The sequence below is a fragment of the Chromohalobacter canadensis genome (assembly GCF_034479555.1).
GTDB lineage: Bacteria > Pseudomonadota > Gammaproteobacteria > Pseudomonadales > Halomonadaceae > Chromohalobacter > Chromohalobacter canadensis.
On sequence record NZ_CP140151.1, the window covers coordinates 548,533 to 569,881 of the forward strand.

Here is a 21,349-nt window from a genome sequence, read left to right on the forward strand (position 1 = left end):
GCGCCGTTGGCGTTTGGCTAGCATGGATATTCCAGAGTGCTCGAAGGGTGCTGCTCGACATTCCCTCTCGACACTCTCTACTCGACACGCCTTCTCAGCGACTTTCTACAAGTCGATGCCCAACAACTTGGCGCCGTAGCCCCACAGCAATACTGTCACAGCTAGCAACGCCTCGAGTACCAGCACGCCGATACCCAGCGTCGAGCCGGTGACGATGAAACCCTCTTCCGCGCCGATGTCGAGGAAGTTGGGAATACCCAGATACAGCAGATAGGCGCTATAGCAGAGCCCGATGATGGTCGCCAGCATGCACAGCCAGACCAATGGATAGAGGGCGACGACGCCGCCGACGAACATCGGCGTGGCGACGTAGCCGGCGAAGATGATGCAGCGTCGACGACTCGGGGGACTGGAATAACGCTGCGCCATCCAGTGGATTACCGAGCCCATGAAGCCCACCGCCAGCAGGATCGCCACATAGAAGGCGACCCCCGCGAAGAAGGCGTCCAGATAGTTGAGTTGGATGGTATGCCCACCACCGAAATCCCAGCCGACCTGGGTGGTACCAATGAACGCACACACCACCGGGATCAGTGCCATTACCAGAACATGGTGACTGTAGAGGTGGATGATGGTCTCCCTTTCGTCGTGGATCTGCTTCCATTCACGATTCGGGTGCGCCAAGAGTCCCCAGACATGCGTGAGCATAGAAAACACCTCCTCCATCGCCGATATGCGTATCACGTCGCGGCCCACGTAATGATTCGATGCGCCGCGACGTTTTTATCAGTGTAGTCAGTATTTTGGTCAGTAATATCAGATTTACCGATTGAAACGGCATACACATTAAAAAGCGACACTCATGGCGAGTGTCGCTTTGTGGTCGCTGTACTTCAGGCGAAAAGCGGGTAGTGCGTTACTTGAGGCGTTCGAACACCGTGGCCACGCCCTGGCCCATACCGATGCACATGGTCGCCAGGCCCAAGGTGGTGTCCTGCTGGCGCATGACGTTGAGCAGCGTGGTGCAGATACGCGCACCGGAGCAGCCCAGCGGGTGCCCCAGCGCGATGGCGCCGCCGTTCAGGTTAACGACATCGTCCATGCGCTCGCGCAGGCCGAGGTCCTTGAGCACTGGGATCGACTGCGCGGCGAAGGCTTCGTTGAGCTCGACGGTCTGGATGTCGTCGATGCTAAGGCCCGCGCTCTTGAGGGCCTTCTGCGTCGCGGGCACCGGGCCGTAGCCCATGATCGAGGCATCGCAGCCGGCGACGCCCGTGGAAACCACCCGCGCCAGAGGCTCGAGCCCTAGCGCTTGTGCGCGCTCGTAACTCATCACCGCCAGCGCCGAGGCGCCGACCGAGAGCGCCGAGGACGTGCCCGCCGTAACCGTGCCGCCCTTGGGGTCGAAAACCGGCTTGAGCTTGCCCATGTCTTCCAGGTTGGCGTCGTGGCGAATCACCTCGTCGCGGTCGATCAGACGCCGAAAGCCATCGGCATCGTGCCCTTCTACACCGACGATCTCGTTGTCGAAGTAGCCGTTTTCGTTGGCGGCCACTGCGCGTTGATGCGAGCGCACGCCGAACGCGTCCTGCTCCTCGCGGCCGACATTGTGCATCTTGCCCAGCAGCTCGGCGGTCAGGCCCATCATCATGGCGGCCTTGGCGGCGTACTTGCTGGCCGCAGGGTTGACGTCGACGCCATGATCCATCGGCACATGTTCCATGTGCTCGACACCGCCAATGATGTAGAAGTCGCCCATGCCGGCCTTGATGTTGGCCGTGGCGATATGCAGCGCGCTCATCGACGAGCCACACAGGCGATTGACCGTCTGCGCCGGCACGCTGCGCGGAATCCCGGTCATGATCGCGGCATTGCGCGCGATATTCATGGACTGCTCGAGGGTCTGATTGACACAGCCCCAGATCACGTCGTCGACCTCCGCAGGCACCAGGTTGGCGTTGCGATCGAACAGTGCCTGCATCACCGAGGCGGATAGATTTTCGGCGCGCACGTTGCGGAAAGCACCGTGCTTGGCCTTGGCCATGGCGGTCCGGACGGCATCGACCACCACGATATCTCTAGGATTCAAACTCATTTTCGCGCTCCTCGTTGCGTGGTGGCTCATTGATCGGATTCGGACGTGTCGGGATAGAAACGCTCGCCCTTGGCAGCCATGTCACGCAGCCGCTCGGTGGGGCGATAAAGCGGTCCCAGTTCCTCGGCCAGCGTCTCGGCCTGGGCGACGAACGCATCGACGCCCAGCGCGTCGATATAACGCAATGCCCCACCCCGGAACGGCGGAAAACCGATGCCGTAGATCAATGCCATGTCCGCCTCGGCCGGCGTCGCCACGATGCCATCTTCCAGGCAGCGTACGGCTTCCATACACAGCGGCACCATCATGCGCGCGATGATATCGTCATCGCTGAACTCGCCCCGAGTGTCGACGGCTTCTTCGACCAGCGCATGCGCCTGCTCATCGGAGACCTTCTTGGGCTTGCCCTTCTTGTCTTCCTCGTAGCGATAGAACCCCTTGCCGTTCTTCTGGCCCAGGCGGTCCTCGTCGTACATGCGCTGAATGGCCGTCTTGCCACCATTATTGGCTTCCTGCGCCATGCGCTCGGGGAAGCCTTCCGCCATCACCGTCTGCGCGTGCACGGCGGTGTCCATGCCCACCACATCCAGAAGGTAAGCGGGGCCCATGGGCCAGCCGAACTTTTCCATGACCTTATCGACGCGCTCGAAGTCGGCGCCCTGCTCGACCAGCAGGCTGAAGCCGCCGAAATAGGGGAACAGCACGCGATTGACCAGAAAACCCGGGCAGTCGTTGACGACGACCGGGGTCTTGCCCATCTGCCGGGCATACGCCACGGTCGCGGCCACGGCGGCATCGCTGGTTTTCTCGCCACGGATGACCTCAACCAGCGGCATACGATGCACGGGGTTGAAGAAGTGCATGCCGCAGAAGTTTGCGGGACGCTTGAGATTGGCCGCCAGGCGGTCGATGGAGATCGTCGAGGTGTTCGAGGTCAGCGTGGCGTTGTCGTCGAGCAGGCCCTCGACCTCGGCCAGCACGGCTTCCTTAACCTTGGGATTTTCGACCACGGCTTCGACCACCAGATCGACATCGCCGAAGTCGCCATAGGAGAGCGTGGGGCGAATGTTGGACAGCGCCTCGGCGACTTGGTCGCTACTCAGGCGGCCACGCTCGAGCTGCTTGCCGAGCAGTTTGCGGGCTTCTTGCAGGCCCAGTTGCAGCGCTTCTTCCTTGATGTCCTTCATCAGGATCGGCGTGCCCTTGTACGCGCTCTGATAGGCGATACCGCCGCCCATGATGCCCGCGCCCAGCACCGCCGTCTTGTTCACGGCGGCCGCCTGGTTGGCGTACTGTTTGCCCTTTTTCTTGACCAGTTGATCGCTCAGAAACAAGCCGACCAAGTGATAGCAGACGTCGGTCTTGGCAAGCTTGGCAAACGCCTTGGCTTCGATGGCCTGCGCGCGTTCGCGGCCTTCACCGGCGCCCTTCTGGATGACCTTGATCGCCTCGATGGGGGCTGGGTAATGCGGCCCCGCCTTGCCCGCCACATAGCCCTTGGCGGTCTCGAACACCATCATCTGCTCGATAGCGTTGAGCATCAGCGGGGACTGTTTGGCGCTGCGGCGCGCCTGGTGATCGAGCTCACCGGCGTTGGCGCGGCCCAGAATATCCAGCGCGGCGGCTTCCAGGGCGTCCCCTGAGACGACGGCGTCCACCGCGCCGACCTTCAAGGCGGCGTCGGCACGGTTTTCCGTCCCGCCGGAGATCCACTCGATGGCGTTGTCGGCGCCGATCAAGCGCGGCAGACGCACGCAACCACCCCAGCCCGGCACGATCCCCAGCTTGGTCTCGGGTAGGCCCAGTTTGGCGTTGTCGCTCATGACCCGGAAATCGCACGCCAGGGTGATTTCGCAGCCACCGCCGAGCGCCAAACCGTTGATCGCCGCCACGCTGGGAAAAGGCAGATCCTCCAGGGTGTTGAAGATACGGTGCACCCGCGTGTTCATGTCGACCAGGAAGTCTTCGTCGCGGCGGAACATGCCGTGGAACTCGGTGATGTCTGCCCCGACGATGAAGGCGTCCTTGGCGCTGGTGACGACCAGGCCTTTGACATTCGTTGCCTTGCCAAGCGCCGCCAGGGCCGCTTCGAACTCCTCGATCACCTTGCTCGAGAGCGTGTTGACGGACTCGCCTTGCGCATCGAAGGTCAGCATGGCGATGCCGTCATCGCGCTGCACCACCGTGATGGCGTTACCTTGATAAATCATTCAGGGCTCTCCCTGCTGTTGGCCTGGACCTCACGATTCACGAAGGAGGCATGCGCCGAGCTCGGGCGTGGCGCTGCTCCTCGCACACTTTCATACAGTCGTTTGAATGTAGATCAGCTTGCGCCAGCCAAGCGGTGGCGTCAAGTCTTCCGCCATTAGCGAATGGTCGCGTTGAAACACGTCCCATCGAGAACATCCCGACGAGGCACATCCCGACAAGACAGCTCCCGGACACGACCGACTCCTGATAGGATAGGCATCTTTGCGATCCGCCAACCATCGCGCCGCTTTTTTACGCACTCCCTTTTATTACACGCTGCATCGGAACATCCACACGCCTCATGTCCTTACCCGCTAGCGCGACACTGCTCGCTCGCATTACGCCGCTTGTCGAAAAGCTCAAACGCTATGCCTGGCTGTGGCCGCCGACGGCGTTCGTCATCGGCTTGCTGGGGTTTTTCCTGGTCAATCGTCAGCAATGGCTGGGCGCAGTGCTGGCCTTGGGATTGCTGTTCGCCTGGTGCCTGTTGTTGGCCGAGAGTCTCTTGACCCGGTTGCTCAACTTTCACGGCCAGCCGGGTCTGCCACGCATGGTGACGACCTTCATCGCGCAGCTCATTCACCAGGAGACGTTATTCTTCGCATTGCCGTTTTTCCTTGCCACCACGGTGTGGGCAAGCGGACAGGCGGTGTTCACGTTGCTGCTGATCAGCTGCGGCCTGCTGGCGATTCTCGACCCCTTGTATTTCGGCCTCGCGCAACGCCATCGCTGGTTGTACTTCATGTTCCATGCGTTGTGCGTGTTCGTGGTGGTGTTGGTGACATTGCCGATCATGCTGCATCTGACCACCGGTCAGAGCCTGCTACTGGCTATCGTGGCCATGGCGATCTTCAGCGTGCCCAGCCTGATCAACCTGATGCAGCCTCAAGGACTGTGGCGCTGGCTGGCGATGATCGGGCTGATCGTGGTGCTGGCCTCGGCGGCCTGGATGGGACGAGTGTGGATTCCGCCGGCTACGCTGTGGCTCTCCGGCAACGCCCTCTCACCGGGCTTCGATGTCGAGGCCCGCGAACCGCGCGGCGAAAGCGTGCTGACCCCATCGACACTCTCGGGGCAAGGCTTGTACGCTTACACCGCAATTCGCGCGCCACGTGGCCTACGCGAGAAGATCTATCACGTGTGGCGGCACAATGGCGAAGTGGTCGATCGCATACCGTTGGTCATCCGCGGGGGACGCGAGCAGGGCTACCGCGCCTGGACGCACAAGCAGAACTTCCCCTCGGCATCACAAGGGAACTGGCAGATCGATGTGATGACGGCCACCGACCAGCGGATCGGCACACTGCGTTTTCGTGTCGACGAAGACGCCTCGAAGGCCACGCATGCCGATGGCGACATCCATTCACCCCCGGGTTTGCCTGGCTGGAACATCCGTCACTTGGTTGCCGGTTCGGCCCAAGACGATGAATGAAAGGTCGACGATAGTGTGACTTGCAATAGCACGTCGCACTCGGGACAATCCCGTTAGGTTCCTAACCAATACAAGGCCCATGCATCAGGATATCGGACTCAAACTGTCGCGCGTACCACGCCTGTGGCGCGCCATCCTCGACGAACGCCTGGCTCCACTGGAGCTGACGCAGACACGTTGGGTGACGCTATACCACCTGTCGAAAATGGGTGATGGCCAGCCGCAATGCGATCTGGCTCGCTCCATCGGCGTGGAAGCTCCGTCCTTGGTCAGGACACTCGACCAACTAACCGAACAGGGGCTCATCGAGCGCCGCCCGAGTGATGAAGACCGCCGCACCAAGCGCGTCTACCTCACCGACAAGGCGACGCCACTGCTCAAGAAAATCGAGACCGTCGTCGAGCAAGCGCGTGTCGAAATGATCGAAGGGTTGAGCGATGAAGACGTCGACCAACTGGACGCTATACTGACGCGCATCGAGCAGAACGGGCAGCGGCTGCTATCACGCTCGTCTTGCGAGGAGTGAGCGATCGCTTGGTGTCGCCGAGTGCCGCGTGAGTCATCACGCGGCGCTCATGCGAGGCGGTACGTATCTGTGCGGTACTCGTTTGTGCGGCGGTACTCGCTGACCGGCCTCCTTGTCGGCAATGCTATTTGCGATGGCGGCCGCTTCCCCCCAATTGGTCGACGAGATCGATCAGTGCACGCAGTGCTGGCTCGAATGCCTTAACCTCGCGAGATTCCTCCCACCACAACGTCAAGCCGTGCGGCCCCGATTCCACGACCAGCGCGTCTTCGGGTAAAGCAAGCAGTACCTCTTTCAAGCGGCGATCATCATCTTCGCTTAAAGGTGGCAGCGGTGCCTGACGCCAACGCCATCCCACCATGGCTTCCTGCAACCGATCACTCGCGTGGGCGTCGCGCACCAGCGTGAAGTCACTCCCCGGCGCGGCTTGGGGATAACGCCAGCGATACCCCACCAAGCCATCCACCGCTTGCAGCGGCGGTTTGTCGGCACGGATCGCCGCGCCCGATTCACGCGCCGCCACCCGCAACGCACTGCGACGCTTTTCATGAAGCCCCGGCCGGAGCCACAAAGCTGGCGAAAGAATGAGAAATACCGCCAGCCCCAAGAATAGAAAGATCTCCAAGCCTGCCTCCGTAGGCGCTGATTGATCTAAAGCATTGTCTCGTCGATTCGGCACGCCTAAAGTGGAAGTGTTCATCGACAAGGTGGGAGATGCCCCATGAGTAACGAGTACACACACGTTTTAGTCGCCGTCGACCTGACCAAGGATTCCCGTAAGGTACTCGAGCGTGCGATTCCCATCGCCGAACGTAACCATGCCAAGCTGTCGATCATGCATACGCTCGAGCCACTGGGGTTCGCCTATGGCGGCGATATCCCGATGGATCTGACCAGCATCCAGGATCAGCTCGACGATCATGCCAAGCAGCGGCTCGCGGAAATCGCCGATCCTCATGGGATCTCGGCGGACAACCAGTACGTCGTGGTCGGTATGCCGGATACCGAGATCCATCGTTTCGCCGCCGAGCACAATGTCGACTTGATCGTAGTGGGCTCGCACGGGCGTCACGGTTTCGCCTTGCTGCTCGGTTCGACCTCCACCGGCGTGCTGCACGGCGCGCAATGCGACGTACTAGCGGTCCGCGTGGGGCAAGACGGGGAAGTCGACGAATGACCGTATGCGCCGGGCACGATCAAGGTGCCCGGCGCGACGCCATCTACTTTTCCTCGGCCACCGTCTTTCTCTCGGCCCTTACTCGCCCTCGGCCATGGCTTCCAGTTCCATCCAGCGCGACATCGCCTCATCCAGTTCGGCTTGCTTCGCCTCCAGCGCCTCCAGGCGCTGAGTAACTGTCTCGGCGTCTTGCTGGTAGAACTCAGGAGCGCCCACTTCCGCTTCGAAGTCCGCGATGGCGGCTTCCAGTGTCTCGATGGTGGCCGGCAGCTGATCCAGTTCGCGCTGCAACTTGTAGGAAAGCTTGACCCGCTTGGACGTGGCCGGCGCCGTTGAGTCCTTGCTCTTGCCGGTATCAGGGCTAGCGGGCGCGGGCGTCGAGGGCTCGGCCTCGCGGGCCGGCAGTACGTTCGCCGCATTGCCGAACTCGCCAGGCGCCGGGGGCAACTTGCCGCCCTGACGCACCCAGTCACTATATCCGCCGACATACTCCTGAACGCGACCCTCACCCTCGAAGGCCAGCACGCTGGTCACCACGTTGTCCATGAAGGCACGGTCGTGCGAAACCAGCAGCAGGGTACCGTCGAAATCAAGCAGCAACTCTTCGAGCAGCTCGAGTGTCTCGACGTCCAGGTCGTTGGTCGGTTCGTCGAGCACCAGGACGTTGGCCGGCTGGGTGAACAGCTTGGCCAGCAATAAGCGGTTGGATTCCCCGCCCGAGAGTGCCTTGACCGGCTGACGCACGCGGTCTGGCGAGAACAGGAAGTCTTGCAGGTAGCTCATGACATGCCTGTCTTTGCCTCCCACTTCCACGCGGTCACTGCCCTGAGCCACGTTGTCGTAGACCGTCTTCTCGAGCTCGAGCCCGGCACGCAGCTGATCAAAATAGGCCACGCTGAGGTTGGTGCCCATCCGAACTTTCCCTTCGGTGGGTTCGAGCTCACCCAGCAGCATCTTCAGCAACGTGGTCTTGCCGGCGCCGTTACGGCCAATGAAGCCGATACGATCGCCACGCTGAATTTCCAGCGACAGATCGCGAACCACCCAGTCGTCGCCGAAACGCTGGCTGACATTAGTGAGTTCGACGACGCGTTTGCCGGTACGCTCACCGCTGTCGACGCTGAGCTGCGCACGGCCCACGCGCTCACGGCGCTCGGCGCGCTCACCACGCATCTTCTCGAGCGCTCTCACTCGGCCCTCGTTGCGCGTGCGGCGTGCCTTGATGCCCTGACGAATCCAGCTTTCTTCCTTGGCGAGCTTCTTGTCGAATTCGGCGCGCTCTCGCGCTTCGACCTCGAGCTCATGCTGCTTTTGCTCCTGATACGCCGCGTAGTTACCGGGATAACGCCCCAGCAACCCCCGGTCGAGCTCGAGGATATTGGTCGCCAACCGCGACAGAAAGGCCCTGTCGTGGGTGATGAACAGCACCGAGCCATTGAAGGCGAGCAACTGTTCTTCCAGCCAGCCAATGGTATCCAGATCGAGATGGTTGGTGGGCTCGTCGAGCAGAAGTACATCAGGATCGGCCACCAGGGCACGCGCTAGCGCCACACGCCGTCGCCAGCCCCCGGAGAGGCTTACCATTTCGGTATCTTCCGGCAGCCCGAGACGCGAGAGAATGGTGTCGATGCGTTGATGAAACGACCAGCCATCCACCGATTCGAGCTGGGTTTGCAGCCGCTCGAGCTCGTCCATGTCGGGCGAATCGCTCATCACTAGATGGTGATATGCGCTCAGCAAGGCGCCCGCCTCGGGGAGGCCTTGGGCGACCACATCGAAAATGGTGTTACCGCTGGCAGCCGGCAGTTCCTGCGCCAGCACGCCCACCTTCAGCCCCGGTGCGCGCCAGATATGCCCGCCATCGGGCAACGTCTCACCGGAAATCAACTTAAGCAGCGTCGATTTGCCCGTGCCGTTGCGCCCCACCAGCGCCAAGCGCTCCCCTTTTTCCAGCGTCAGCTCGGCGTTATCCAGCAGAACCTGGGTGCCGTAAGCCAATTGCAACTGTTCCAGACGTAACAGCGTCACGCGTAACCACCTCGTTGACAGACATTCGTAGTAAAGACACTAGTGTAACGCATGGTCGCCTCCTAGGTCCGGGGGTAGAATGGTGGGTTTTCGCGACTCATTGGGCTGGAGAGATCTTCCGTGACACACGACGACGCCAATCCGCTACCTGACGCGCTGCGCATGACGTCGCCCGCGCCCCTGGTCGACATCGGCGCGAACCTGACGCACGAAAGCTTCGCCAAGGATCTCGACGCCGTACTCGGGCGTGCCCATGCGGCGCGGGTAGCGACACTGATCCTCACCGGCACCGACATGGCGCACAGTGAACAAGCCGCCGCTCTGGCGCATCGCCACGACGGCCTCTACGCCACGGCGGGACTGCACCCGCATATGGCGAGCCACTGGGATGCCACGCTGGAGAGCGCCATGCGGGCGTTGCATACCGATGCCAAGGTCGTCGCCGTGGGCGAATGCGGGCTGGATTTCAACCGCAACTTTTCCACCCCTGCCGAGCAGGAACGCGCCCTCGAAGCCCAGCTCGGCCTGGCTGCCGAAAGCGGCCTGCCGCTGTTTCTGCATGAGCGCGACGCCGGCCCGCGGATGCGAGAAATCCTGCGTCACTGGCGCGACGATATCGGCAGCGCCGTCATCCATTGTTTCACCGCCGATCGCGAGACCCTGCATGGCTATATGGATCTCGATGTGCATATCGGGCTGACCGGCTGGCTGTGCGATGAGCGCCGCGGCCATCACTTGCGCGAGATCGTCGGCGACATTCCCGTCGAACGTTTGATGGTCGAAACCGACTGCCCGTACTTGTTGCCGCGCAACCTGCCGGCCAAGCTCAAGGGACGCCGCCACGAACCGGCGCTGCTGCCCTGGATCGTCCGCGAGATCGCCCATTGGCGCGGTGAAAGCGAGACGACGCTGGCCACCGCGACGACGGCCACAGCACGCCGATTCTTCCAACTCGACGAGGAGCAATAATATGGACTTTCCCGGTTTCATCACCATCGAAACCGGCGACGAGGACGCGCTTCCCGTCGCCATTTCCTGGGCCCTGCCCGATGGCCAGGTCAAGCATGCGCTGATTCAGCCCGACGACGACTGGCTCGACGAGGACCTCCTCAAACTCGGCGATTACAGCCTGGATGAACTGCGCAGCCTGGGCTTGAGCCCCCTGGACGTGTTGCGCGAGCTGGAGGCCGATCATTTCAACGTGACGCTCTATACTGCGGGGATCGGCGACGACGAGGCTGCACTATCGCGCCTGTTCGAGGACTTCGCGGTGACGCCCTTCGTCGAACTGGCGCCGGCGGAAACGCTCTACCCCGATCTCGGCCCGGGAGAATGGACGCGCGCCCGGGGCGAACTGTTCGGCGATCTCGGGCTCGAGCCCATGCGCGCCGACCACGAAGTACAGGTCATGCTGTATCTACATCAACGCTTGCGCGGCGAAGAATAGCGGGCACTCGTGACCGTTATCGTGGCAAGGGATGGGCATGCCTTCGGTCATGCCTGTGCCAATCGCTCGCGCCCTATGTCGATCGCCGCTTCGCGCGATAGCCCGCGACGGTAGAAGGCATGTAGTGCATCGCGAAACGCCGCCGCGCGGAGAGGTAGGCCGGTCTCTCTATAACGGGCCGCGCGGGCCTCGACATCCGCGGCGAAGGCATGCCGATCGACCTCGATGCCATCCAAATTATCGACACTGACGCTAAAACGTAGATCGCACGCCTCGCTGAACAGCGATTCAAGCGCTTGGGGGGCGACCTCGACGCTTTCGAACTCGCGTTGACGCGCCTCATCGCGGCCGTCCGGCGCATACCAGTAGCCATAATCCTCGAGCTGACGACGGCGCTCCCCGGCGATGCACCAATGACTGACTTCATGTAGAGCACTGGCGAAGAAACCATGCGCGAAGATGATCCGGTGCATGTCATGTTCGCTGTCGGCGGGACAGTACAGGGGCTCGTCGTCACCGCTGACCAGACACGTTCGATACGGCACGGCAAAGATGCCGTCGAATACGGCGATGACATCGTCGATACGGTGCTTCACGCGACCTCCTTCAAAAGCGGAGGCACATTATAGGCACTCCACTGCACGATGAAAGGCGTCCTCGGGCCGCTAGAAGAAAGGCGTCCTCGGCGCACCCTTGCTACGCTCTGTCTGAAAAATGCCTGCGCTCACCCATACGGCGTTAAAAATCGACTCAAAATACTCATTTACCCCGTGTAAACTCCGCTTTTTCGCCGATTTTTGCCTTGTCTGGCTATCGCTCGTCGATTTTTCAGACAGAGCTTAGAATGCCGCTTTTACCTATCAAGGGAGGACTGATTTGACCGCGCCACAGGCCTTGTTCGCCCATAGCCTTCGTGAATCGCGTCTCTTGATGCGCCTGACATTGCCCATCTGCGGCGCGCAATTGGCGCAGTCGGGCATGAGCGCGGTCGATATCATCATGGCGGGGCGTGCCAGCGCCACCGACCTGGCCGCCGTCTCGGTCGGTTCCAGCCTGTGGCTGCCGTTGATGCTCTTCATGACCGGCGCCCTGATGGGACTCACGCCCATCGTGGCGCAGCTGTTAGGAGGCCAGCGCCAGGCGGCGATTCGTCCTTACGTCCATCAGGCGCTGTGGATCGCCTTGCTGCTGGGTGGGCTCTCGGCGGCGGCTCTGTGGTTCGGCGTCAGTCCGATTTTTCGACTCATGGGTGTCCCCAGCCACGTGGCCGAGCTTTCCGCCGGTTATCTGGCTGGCGTGGCGTTTGGCATGCCGGGCATCGGCCTTTATCAAGCCTTGCGTGCCTTCTCCGATGGCATGAACCATACCCGTCCCGCCTTGTGGATCAGCCTCCTGGGCTTGGGCTTCAACATTCCCTGCAACTACGCGCTGATCTATGGGGGCCCCGGCATCGTCTCGCTGTTCGGCGGCCTCACCCCCGACTGGATCGCCGCATTGCCCGCTTTGGGCGCCGTGGGCTGTGGCATCGCCACGGCGATCTCCATGTGGGTGATGTGCCTGGCGATGATGATCTATACGCGGCGAGCACGCGCATACGGTGAGGTCAGGCTATGGCACTCGCCAGTGCCACCCCGGCGGCGCGACATACTCGAGCTGTTATATGTCGGCGTGCCCATCGGTGTGGCGATCTTCGTCGAGGTCACGCTGTTTACCCTGATTGCCTTGTTCATCGCGCGCCTGGGAGAAGTCGTCGTCGCCGCCCACCAGATCGCGCTCAATTACACCTCGATCCTGTTCATGTTGCCGTTGTCGCTGAGCATGGCGCTCACCGTGCGGGTGGGCAACACGCTGGGGCGCGGTGACATGCACGAGGCGCGCTTCGTGGCCTGGAATGGCGTCGTCGTGTGTCTGCTGGTCGCGTTGTTAAACGACGCCATTCTGTGGATGACGGCATCGCCCATCCTCGCTCTGTATACGTCGAACACGGAGGTGCATACGCTGGCCATGTCGCTGGTCGCCCTGGCGATGTTCTATCAGATATCCGACTCGCTCCAGGTCAATCTGGCCGGCGCGTTGCGTGGCTACAAGGACACGCGGATCATCATGTTGATCACGGTATTGTCGTATTGGTTGGTCGGGCTGGCGGGTGGCCATTGGCTCGGGCGCGGCTGGGAAGGTCATTTCGCTCCCTTTGGCATCCATGGCTATTGGCTGGGGCTGTGCGCCGGGCTGACGGTGGCTGCCCTGTTGCTGGGCTGGCGCCTGCATCACCGGGTCCGGCGTAGCATCAGCGCCGACGCTTGATGTCCAGCCTTTCGGCAAGGCGTCGCTCATCATGCTCGGTGGGACACTCCCAAGCGCGATAACGTTGATCTCACCAACGCCAACAGAGCGTTTTAATGTGTCACGCTGTTGCGTTATTTGAGTTGAAGGGTGGGCTAACTTGCGACGACTTCGATCTAGCGGCCGCACGTTCTGGATGTGCGCAGTGGCACTGACCTTGCTGGTGGCCACAGCGGATGCCGCTACCGCTCAAGAAACGCAAGTGGAAACCCAGCGAGTCGAGGAAACTCAGCGTGTCGAGATGCTCCGCTTGAACGGTAGCGTGAGTGCTCCGCGCACGTCGCAGCTCTCCAGCGCCGAGGCGGGCCAGGTAAGCACGCTACATGTCGACCTGGGTACGCGAGTCCGCCAGGGTGAGCGCTTGTTAGCTCTGGACAGCCGAGAAGCCGAGCTCGAACACCAACGCGCCCAGGCCAACGTCGACCAGGCCCGCGCCGAACGTGACGACGCCCGACGCTTGCTCGACGAAGCCAACCAATTGGCAGAACAGCAGCACATCGCGGCTAGTGAGCAGCGTCAGCGGCAAAATGCTCTGGCTGCTGCCGAAGCCACTCTGGATGCTGAACAAGCCGCACAGGCACTTTGGGCACTACGCATAACCCGCCACGAGATCACCGCTCCATTCGACGCGCTGGTCACCCAGCGCGAAACCGAACTCGGCGAATGGGTCACGCCCGGCGACACCTTGTTGACGCTGATCGACATCGACTCGTTGGTGGTTGATTTCTCAGTGCCTTACTCCGCCTATGCGCAAATGGATGACGCCACGCTTGAGGTGCGCCAGGAAGGCGATGACCAATGGTATTCCGCCCGTCCCCAAGCGCAGGTACCGCAAGATACCCGTAATCGCCAATTCCTGCTGCGCGCCGCCCCCCGCGAGGCGCTTACCCTGATGCCCGGCATGGCCGTTGAGGGCCGCCTGCGGATTGAAGGCGACTCCGGCCCCAGCGTACCCCGCGATGCCTTGATCCGACGCCCGGATGGCAGCGTCAGCGTGTGGCTTGCCCGTCAGGAAAGTGGTCAATGGCGCGCCATTGAACAGCGGGTCGAAATCGGCAGCGGCCATGAGGGGAATGTCGCCGTTCATGAAGGCGTTGCGGTCGGCGATCGCGTGATCGTGGTGGGTAATGAACGCCTCGAACAGGGTCAAGCACTGACCCTCGCCGACGACAAGGAGTAACGCCCACGCATGTTTGCCGCCATTATTCGCCACGGCATTTTGGTCAGCGTGGTCACGCTGATTTTACTGATTGTGGGCATCGCCGCCATCTGGCGGATTCCCGTGCAAATGATTCCCGACCTGGAAACTCGGGTGATTGGCATCGAGACCGAGTGGGCCGGCGCCAACCCGCAGGACATCGAAAAAGATATCCTCATCGAGCAGGAAGAATACCTACGCAACGTGCCCAATCTGCAGCGTATGGAGTCCACCGCCAGCAGTGGCAGTGCAGAAATCGAGCTGGAGTTTCCCTTCGGCGTCGATCTCACCGAAACCCTGATCCGGGTCAATAACGCCCTCAGTCAGGTGCCCTCCTACCCCACCAACGTGGACCAGCCGCGCATCGTCGCCAACTCGTTTTCGGCCAACGCGTTCATGTATTTCAACGTCGGCCCGCGCGAGGGCAACCCTCGCCAGCTCGATATGCCGGCCATGCGCGATTACCTGGAAGATAACGTACGCCCACGCATGGAAAGCGTCAGCGGGGTGTCGGAAGTCAGCGTCTCCGGCGGTGCCGAACGCCAGATGCAATTGCTGCTCGACCCAGACGCCCTCGCCGCTCGCGATCTCAGCATCAGCGATATTCAAGCCGCGCTGGAAGCGCGCAACCAGGACGTGTCGGGTGGCAATCTGGAAAGCGGCAAGCGTCGTTATTTGTTGCGCACCGTGGGACGCTTTGACGACGTAAAAAGCCTCGAAGCGCTGATCCTCAGGCGCCAGGGTGACGAAATCGTTCGCCTTGGTGACGTCGCCGAGGTGCAGCAATCCTACGCCGAACTCACGTCACGCTCGTATAACGCCGCTGGCGAGCCAGTGCTCAGCGTTCAGGTCCGCCGCGAACCCGGGGCCAACGTCATCGACATCAAGCGCGACATGCTTGAGGAAGTCGAGGCATTGAACGACGGCCTGCTCGCAGAGCAAGGCATGCAAATCACCCTGTCCAACGACGACGTGCGCTACGTGGAATCATCGATTGCCAACGTCTGGTTCAACCTCGGCCTGGGGGCGCTGTTCGCCACGCTGGTGATGTATGCCTTTCTACGTTCGGCACGGGCCACCTTTGCCGGTGTCGTCGGCATTCCCATCTGTACCATTGCCGCGTTTCTCGGCCTGCTGCTGGCCGGGCGCACCCTGAACGTGATTTCCCTGGCGGGGGTCGCCTTTGCCATCGGCATGACCATCGATAACACCATCGTGGTGCTCGAAAGTATCGAAACCCAGCGTCGTCGGGGGCTGGCACGGTTCCAGGCGGCACTGGCAGGCGTCAAGCAGGTTTGGTCGGCAGTGTTGGCTTCGACGCTGACGACGATTCTGGTGTTCGTGCCGATTTTCTTCATCGAGCAGGAAGCCGGGCAGCTCTACTCCGATATTGCCGTGGCCATCGCCACCTCGATCCTGATCTCGATGGTCGTGGCGATTACCGTCATCCCGACCCTGGGCGCGCATATCGATTTCCGCGGCCGGGGTGGAGATAATCGTAATGGCAACACTACCCGCCCGCGCTGGATGAGCGCCTGCTTATGGGTGGTGAACGGCATGATCCAGAGCGCCGGACGACGCCTGGCGGCCATCGTACTTGGCGTCATCGGTGGCGTGGCGATTTTTGTCTGGTTGACACCCCCTGCGGAGTACCTGCCCGAGGGTGAAGAAGCCAAGACCTTTGCGAGCATGAATGCCCCCGCCAGCTATAACCTCGCCACCATGGACAAGATCGCGCGCACCCTGCAGCGTGAACTCGAGCCCCATGTGGGCGCCGAACCGGCCGCCTTTGAGCGCGGCGATACCGATGTTCCGCCGATCCGCACCATGGGCATCGAGGCCGAAGCCCAGAGCGTGCGCATCATTGCCGAGACCATCGATCCCAATCATATTGAAGCGCTGATGGATGCGCTGACCGAGCGCTACGAGGCCTATCCAGATATGCGTGCCTTTGCCGCTCGCGGCTCGATCATTTCCAGCAACGACGGCGGCACGCGCAGCATCACGCTGGATATAGCCGGCAATGACCTTGAAACGCTCTACGCCACGGCCAACCGCATCTATCAGCGTGCGGAAACGGCCTTCGACAATCCGCGCATTCAATCGCGCCCCTCTGCGCTCGACCTCGGCCAGCCGCTGATCGAGGTCTACCCCGACTGGGAACGCGCCGCTGAATTAGGATTCGACACCGATGCTCTGGGCACCGCCATCGCGGTATTGACCAACGGCGCTTACCTGGATGATTTCTATCTCGACGATGAAAAAATCGACCTGTACGGCTATGGCCCGAATGCAGGCGATATCGACCTCGACCAATTGGCCAGCCTGCCCCTGCACACGCCAACCGGCTCCAATGTACCGCTCAATGACGTGGCCGATATTGAAGAAACCGTGGGCACCGCGACCATCCGCCGGGTCGATGGTCGGCGCAGCGTGACTCTGGACGTGATTCCACCGCGCAGCGTGGCGCTCGAAGCGGGCATCGAACGGATGCAGCGTGAGGTGATAGAGCCAATGCGCGACACAGGCGAGCTGCCAGGCAATATCGATGTGACGGTGACGGGCGCGGGCGATCAGTTGGACGCCACTCGCCAGGCGTTAACCAGCAACGGCCTGATCGCGCTGGCGATCGTGTACCTGTTGCTGGTGGCGATTTTCACCCACTGGGGCTACCCGCTGCTGATTCTGGCAACTATCCCCCTCGGCGCGGCCGGGGGCATCGTCGGGCTATGGCTGATGAATACCGTCGGCGCGGTGCTGCCACGCATTGGCTTGAACGCTATCAGCCAGCCATTTGACATGATCACCATGTTGGGCTTTTTGATACTAATGGGCACCGTGGTCAACAATCCTATTCTGGTCGTTCACCAGGCCCGCGAGAACCTGCGCGAAGCGTCAATGAACGTGCGCGATGCGGTCTTTCATGCGGTGGAGAGCCGCTTACGCCCCATAGCGATGACCACACTCACCACGCTATGCGGGCTCTCGCCGCTGGTATTTTTACCTGGCGAAGGCACCGAACTATATCGCGGTGTCGGCGCGATTGTGCTGTTCGGGCTGCTCGGCACGGCGATCGTCACCGTGACCTTCTTGCCCGCGCTGACCGTGGCGGTGCTCAGTTGGCGGACGAAGCATCGGCAGAGTTAACAAAACGGCCGCTTGAGAGATTCATCCTGCCACGCGCCTGGTCTGCAACGTGACCAGGCTCCGACGCTCAGTACCCAAGTAACCAGCGCTCGGGTCGCGACTAAAGACTAAGTGCTGGCGCTTAACTTTAGCCTAGGCGCCGCTCATCATGGGAACGTGGCCATGTGGCCCCGCTGCGTTATGCCATCCGCCACGAGTCATCACGTTCCCATGCACTTTCAGCGCCGCTTTCCACTCCCGCTACGCCCACGCACACTCTTGGTGCTGGGCGTCATCGCCGGTTTACTCCTCTGCATGTGGCAAACGTCACGCCTGGCGCGCGAGCAAGCGCTTCAGGCGCTACGTCAAGATGCCGAGAACGAGTTGCGTCTGTCGGCCGCGAGCCTCGTCGGCCATTTATCGCGGCACGATTACTTACCGGAGCTGCTGGCCTCGCGTGAAATGGTCAAGCGCTTTCTGGACGATCCCGACACTCAAGACCCGATGCCTTTGAACCGCATGCTGGACCGCTTTCGGGCCACCGCCAATGTGTCGGACATTTACTTGCTCGATCAGGCGGGTGACACCCTCGTGGCGAGCAACTGGCATCGTCCCGATACGTTCATCGGCCAGAATTATCGTTTTCGTCCTTACTATCGGGAAGCCATGGCCGGGAAGAATGGCAGCTTCTTCGGTCTGGGTATCCAGTCTCAGGATCGTGGCTACTATTTCTCGGCACCGGTCAGGCTCGACGATACCGCCGCCGAGGCTCGCCCCGATGGCGTCATGGTGCTCAAGGTCCTGCTCGATACGGTGGAAACGGGGTGGGCCGAGCAGGATGCCGAACTCCTGGTCACCGATCATGACGGGGTCATCTTCATGGCCAGCCATCCCGAACTACGCTTGACGACCATGGCACCGCTGACGACCGCCCAGCGCCAGGCCGTGATCGCCTCCCGACGCTACGGCAACGCAGCGCTACCGCCTTCTGGACTGCGTGAACATCATCGCCGAGATACCCGTACGCGCCTCGTGGGGTTCGACTCGGGCCCGCTCGCCGGACAACGCTATTTGAGCCTGGCCCGTCCCATGGCCAATTTCGACTGGCATATTCATATCCTCAAGCCGCTGACGCCCGTCCATCAGGCCCAGTGGCTGGCAGCCGTGCTGGCCGGTGGGCTCTACGGACTCATCGCGCTAGGCGGCGGCATCGGTTGGCAGCGCCTACGTCTGCGTCGCGAGCGGGAACGCTTCGCCGAGCGTGAGCGACGTACCCTGGCCCAGGCACGGGACGAGCTCGAGCGCCACGTGGAAAGCCGGACCCGTGACCTGGTCTCCACCAACCGCCGGCTATCGGCGGAGATCGAGGAGCGCCAGCGTGCCGAAGATAGCCTACGCGCCACGCGGGATGAGCTGATTCAAGCCGCCAAGCTCGCCGTCCTGGGGCAATTGGCCGCCGGCATCAATCACGAACTCAACCAACCCCTGGCGGCGATTCGCGCCTATACCGAGAATGCACGTGCTTTCATCGCTCGACAACGTATCGAGAGCGCCGACGCCAATCTGTCACAAGTCCTCGAACTCACCGAGCGCATGGCGGATATCAGCGCTCAGTTGCGCCAGTTCTCGCGCAAGAGCGGTGACAATCTCACGGCAGTGGCCGTCACACCCTGCTTTGCGTACGCGTTGCGCTTGTTCCAATCGCGCATCCAGGAAAGCCAGGTCACCATCGCGCAGCATTGGCCCACGCAGGAAGCATGGGTACGTGCCGACCCGGTGCGGCTCGAGCAGGTGCTGGTGAATCTCATCGGCAATGCCCTGCAAGCAATGAGCGAGACGCCCGAGCCACTCCTGACGCTCGCGATCGTCACCGAGGCCACATGCGTCCATCTGGATGTCATCGATAACGGGCCAGGAATTCCCGAAGCGCATTTAACACGCATTTTCGAGCCTTTCTATACCACGAAAACCATGGGCAGCGGACTGGGGCTAGGGCTTTCGATCTCGCGACGTATCATCGAGGACCTCGGTGGCCAGCTCGACGCCGGCGATCATGACGACGGCGGTGCCCATTTCCGTGTCACACTTCCCCGCATCGCGGACCCCGATGATCCCGCGCGACCCGAGGAAAGCTCTCATGCATGAAACGTCCGCCATCCCCGTCATGCTCGTCGACGACGAAGCTCATCTACGTATCACCGCCAGCCAGACATTGGAATTGGCGGGCTATGCACCCGACGTGCATGAAAGCGCGGAGTCCGCGCTCGCGGCATTGAGCACGGACTTTCCCGGGGTGCTGGTCAGCGACATCCGCATGCCCGGCATGGATGGCATGGCCTTGCTGCGCGAGGTCCGTCATCGCGACCCCGACTTGCCGGTGGTGTTGATCACCGGACACGGCGATATTTCCACCGCCGTGGAAGCCATGCGCGATGGCGCCTGGGACTTTCTGGAGAAGCCCTTCGCGGGAGAACGCCTGGTGGAGGTCGTGCGGCGTGGCATCGAGAAGCGTCGCCTGAGCCTGGAGAATCGTCACCTGAAGGCTGAGCTCGAGGCACAGCAATCGATCCCGGGGCCCCGCCTGGTGGGACGCGCGCCCGCCATTCAGCAACTGGCCTCGATGGTGCAGCGCATCAGCCAAGTCGAAACCGATGTGTTGCTCTTCGGAGAGACAGGCACGGGCAAGGATCTGGTGGCACGCGCCATTCACGAGCGCAGTTCGCGCGGAGGCAAACCCTTTGTTGCCATCAATTGCGGGGCCGTGCCGGAAAGCACCATCGAATCCGAGTTATTCGGGCATGAAAAAGGCGCCTTTACCGGCGCCGTGGAACGTCGCGTGGGCAAATTCGAGCACGCCAACGGCGGCACCGTGTTTCTCGACGAAATCGAGTCGATGCCACTATCGCTGCAGGTCAAGCTGCTGCGTGTACTCCAGGAACGTGCTGTGGAGCGGCTCGGGTCGAATGACCTGGTCACGCTCGACATACGCGTGATCGCCGCGACCAAGACGGATCTCAAGCTCGCCGCCGAGGCGGGCCAGTTTCGCGAGGACCTCTATTATCGCCTCAATGTGGTGACGCTACCGATTCCCTCGCTACGCGAACGGCGCGAAGATATCCCCTTGCTCTTCCAGCACTTCATCGCCGTCTCTGCCAGCCGTAGCGGGCTGGAGGCACCACCGCTCGATAGTCAGGGAATCTCCGCGCTGCTCGCGCACGATTGGCCCGGCAATGTCCGCGAGCTGCGCAATGTCGCCGAGCGCTACGTGTTGCTGGGGGCGACCTGTGATTATCGCCTCGAGACTCTACTTCAAGGCGCGCATAAAGATAACGGCGACCTGCCGCTTGCCCAACAGGTCGAAGTGTTCGAAAAGAGCGTGATCAACCAGGCGCTGGTGCGCCACCAGGGCTGCGTTCCCGATATCTGCACGCGTCTCGGCGTTCCCCGCAAGACACTTTACGACAAACTCAAGAAGCATGGGTTGAAGGCCGAGGATTATCGCCACATCGTCGAGACGGAGTAACCTCGGCGCTCGATGCAGTCCCAATCTAGGCCCCCAGCGCCCCTGTGCGGAAATCCACACAAACGTTAGGCCGCTTTGTGCGGATTGCCAGCCATTAAGGGCCGACCCTTCTTCTACCTTCGTCGAAACAAAAAATCGTAACTAACTGAAAATTAAAGTCTAATCAAAAGATGGAATGGCGGTTGCCCTGATAGTACGTATTTG

The 21,349-nt window shown here is 61.6% G+C and carries 16 protein-coding genes; 10 read left to right on the forward strand and 6 right to left on the reverse strand.

All coding sequences use genetic code 11. From position 1 onward, the window contains the following. Positions 1-105: 105 nt before the first annotated feature. The 3 genes from SR908_RS02700 to fadB all read right to left on the reverse strand — a co-directional run bounded on the left by SR908_RS02700 (position 106) and on the right by fadB (position 4,305). Entirely contained in the window at positions 106-708 is a 603-nt protein-coding gene (locus tag SR908_RS02700) for a Yip1 family protein (protein WP_246895548.1), read from the reverse strand. 208 nt (positions 709-916) lie between these two features. Continuing rightward, positions 917-2,095: an acetyl-CoA C-acyltransferase FadA gene (gene fadA, locus SR908_RS02705; protein ID WP_246925357.1), complete on the reverse strand. Its 1,179-nt coding sequence runs from the start codon at positions 2,093-2,095 to the stop codon at positions 917-919. A gap of 26 nt (positions 2,096-2,121) precedes the next feature. Continuing rightward, a complete protein-coding gene (gene fadB, locus SR908_RS02710; RefSeq protein ID WP_246925360.1) occupies positions 2,122-4,305 on the reverse strand; it encodes a fatty acid oxidation complex subunit alpha FadB in 2,184 nt (727 codons plus the stop codon). 341 nt (positions 4,306-4,646) lie between these two features. Between fadB and SR908_RS02715 the strand changes: the two genes are divergently transcribed. After that, the gene (locus tag SR908_RS02715; protein ID WP_246925363.1) at positions 4,647-5,777 is read left to right on the forward strand and encodes a DUF5924 family protein; all 1,131 of its coding nucleotides are present in this window, start codon (positions 4,647-4,649) and stop codon (positions 5,775-5,777) included. Positions 5,778-5,856: 79 nt separating this feature from the next. Next, positions 5,857-6,303: a transcriptional regulator SlyA gene (gene slyA / locus SR908_RS02720; RefSeq protein WP_246925366.1), complete on the forward strand. Its 447-nt coding sequence runs from the start codon at positions 5,857-5,859 to the stop codon at positions 6,301-6,303. Between the two features lie 124 nt (positions 6,304-6,427). Here slyA and SR908_RS02725 read toward each other — a convergent pair whose 3' ends face one another. Next, complete coding sequence (locus SR908_RS02725) at positions 6,428-6,928, reverse strand: preprotein translocase subunit YajC (RefSeq protein WP_246925370.1); 501 nt, start codon at positions 6,926-6,928, stop codon at positions 6,428-6,430. A 96-nt stretch (positions 6,929-7,024) separates the two neighbouring features. Here SR908_RS02725 and SR908_RS02730 point away from each other — a divergent pair, with 96 nt between their 5' ends. Then, positions 7,025-7,480 (forward strand): universal stress protein, encoded by a 456-nt coding sequence (locus tag SR908_RS02730; protein WP_097023091.1) that lies wholly within the window; start codon positions 7,025-7,027, stop codon positions 7,478-7,480. A gap of 78 nt (positions 7,481-7,558) precedes the next feature. On the opposite strand, the gene SR908_RS02735 is transcribed toward SR908_RS02730, so the two are convergent. Next, complete coding sequence (locus tag SR908_RS02735) at positions 7,559-9,508, reverse strand: ATP-binding cassette domain-containing protein (RefSeq protein WP_246925373.1); 1,950 nt, start codon at positions 9,506-9,508, stop codon at positions 7,559-7,561. A gap of 162 nt (positions 9,509-9,670) precedes the next feature. On the opposite strand from SR908_RS02735, the gene SR908_RS02740 reads away from it, so the two are divergent. Together SR908_RS02740 and SR908_RS02745 are read left to right on the forward strand one after the other, a co-directional pair. After that, a complete protein-coding gene (locus SR908_RS02740) occupies positions 9,671-10,477 on the forward strand; it encodes a TatD family hydrolase (RefSeq protein WP_246925444.1) in 807 nt (268 codons plus the stop codon). Position 10,478: 1 nt separating this feature from the next. Then, entirely contained in the window at positions 10,479-10,955 is a 477-nt protein-coding gene (locus tag SR908_RS02745) for a hypothetical protein (protein WP_246925376.1), read from the forward strand. A gap of 47 nt (positions 10,956-11,002) precedes the next feature. Here SR908_RS02745 and SR908_RS02750 read toward each other — a convergent pair whose 3' ends face one another. Further along, positions 11,003-11,551 carry an elongation factor P hydroxylase gene (locus tag SR908_RS02750; protein WP_246925390.1) on the reverse strand — a complete coding sequence of 183 codons (549 nt, stop codon included), beginning with the start codon at positions 11,549-11,551 and terminating at the stop codon, positions 11,003-11,005. A 334-nt stretch (positions 11,552-11,885) separates the two neighbouring features. Between SR908_RS02750 and SR908_RS02755 the strand changes: the two genes are divergently transcribed. The 5 genes from SR908_RS02755 to SR908_RS02775 all read left to right on the forward strand — a co-directional run bounded on the left by SR908_RS02755 (position 11,886) and on the right by SR908_RS02775 (position 21,145). Next, entirely contained in the window at positions 11,886-13,259 is a 1,374-nt protein-coding gene (locus tag SR908_RS02755) for an MATE family efflux transporter (protein ID WP_378075691.1), read from the forward strand. Between the two features lie 175 nt (positions 13,260-13,434). Further along, a complete protein-coding gene (locus tag SR908_RS02760; protein WP_246925458.1) occupies positions 13,435-14,478 on the forward strand; it encodes an efflux RND transporter periplasmic adaptor subunit in 1,044 nt (347 codons plus the stop codon). A gap of 9 nt (positions 14,479-14,487) precedes the next feature. Beyond that, positions 14,488-17,643 carry an efflux RND transporter permease subunit gene (locus SR908_RS02765; protein WP_246925396.1) on the forward strand — a complete coding sequence of 1,052 codons (3,156 nt, stop codon included), beginning with the start codon at positions 14,488-14,490 and terminating at the stop codon, positions 17,641-17,643. Positions 17,644-17,853: 210 nt separating this feature from the next. Beyond that, entirely contained in the window at positions 17,854-19,767 is a 1,914-nt protein-coding gene (locus SR908_RS02770) for a sensor histidine kinase (protein WP_246925399.1), read from the forward strand. Then, on the forward strand, positions 19,760-21,145 hold the full coding sequence (locus tag SR908_RS02775; protein ID WP_246925402.1) for a sigma-54-dependent transcriptional regulator: 1,386 nt from the start codon (positions 19,760-19,762) through the stop codon (positions 21,143-21,145). The genes SR908_RS02770 and SR908_RS02775 overlap by 8 nt, the downstream gene beginning before the upstream one ends. Positions 21,146-21,349: the final 204 nt, after the last annotated feature.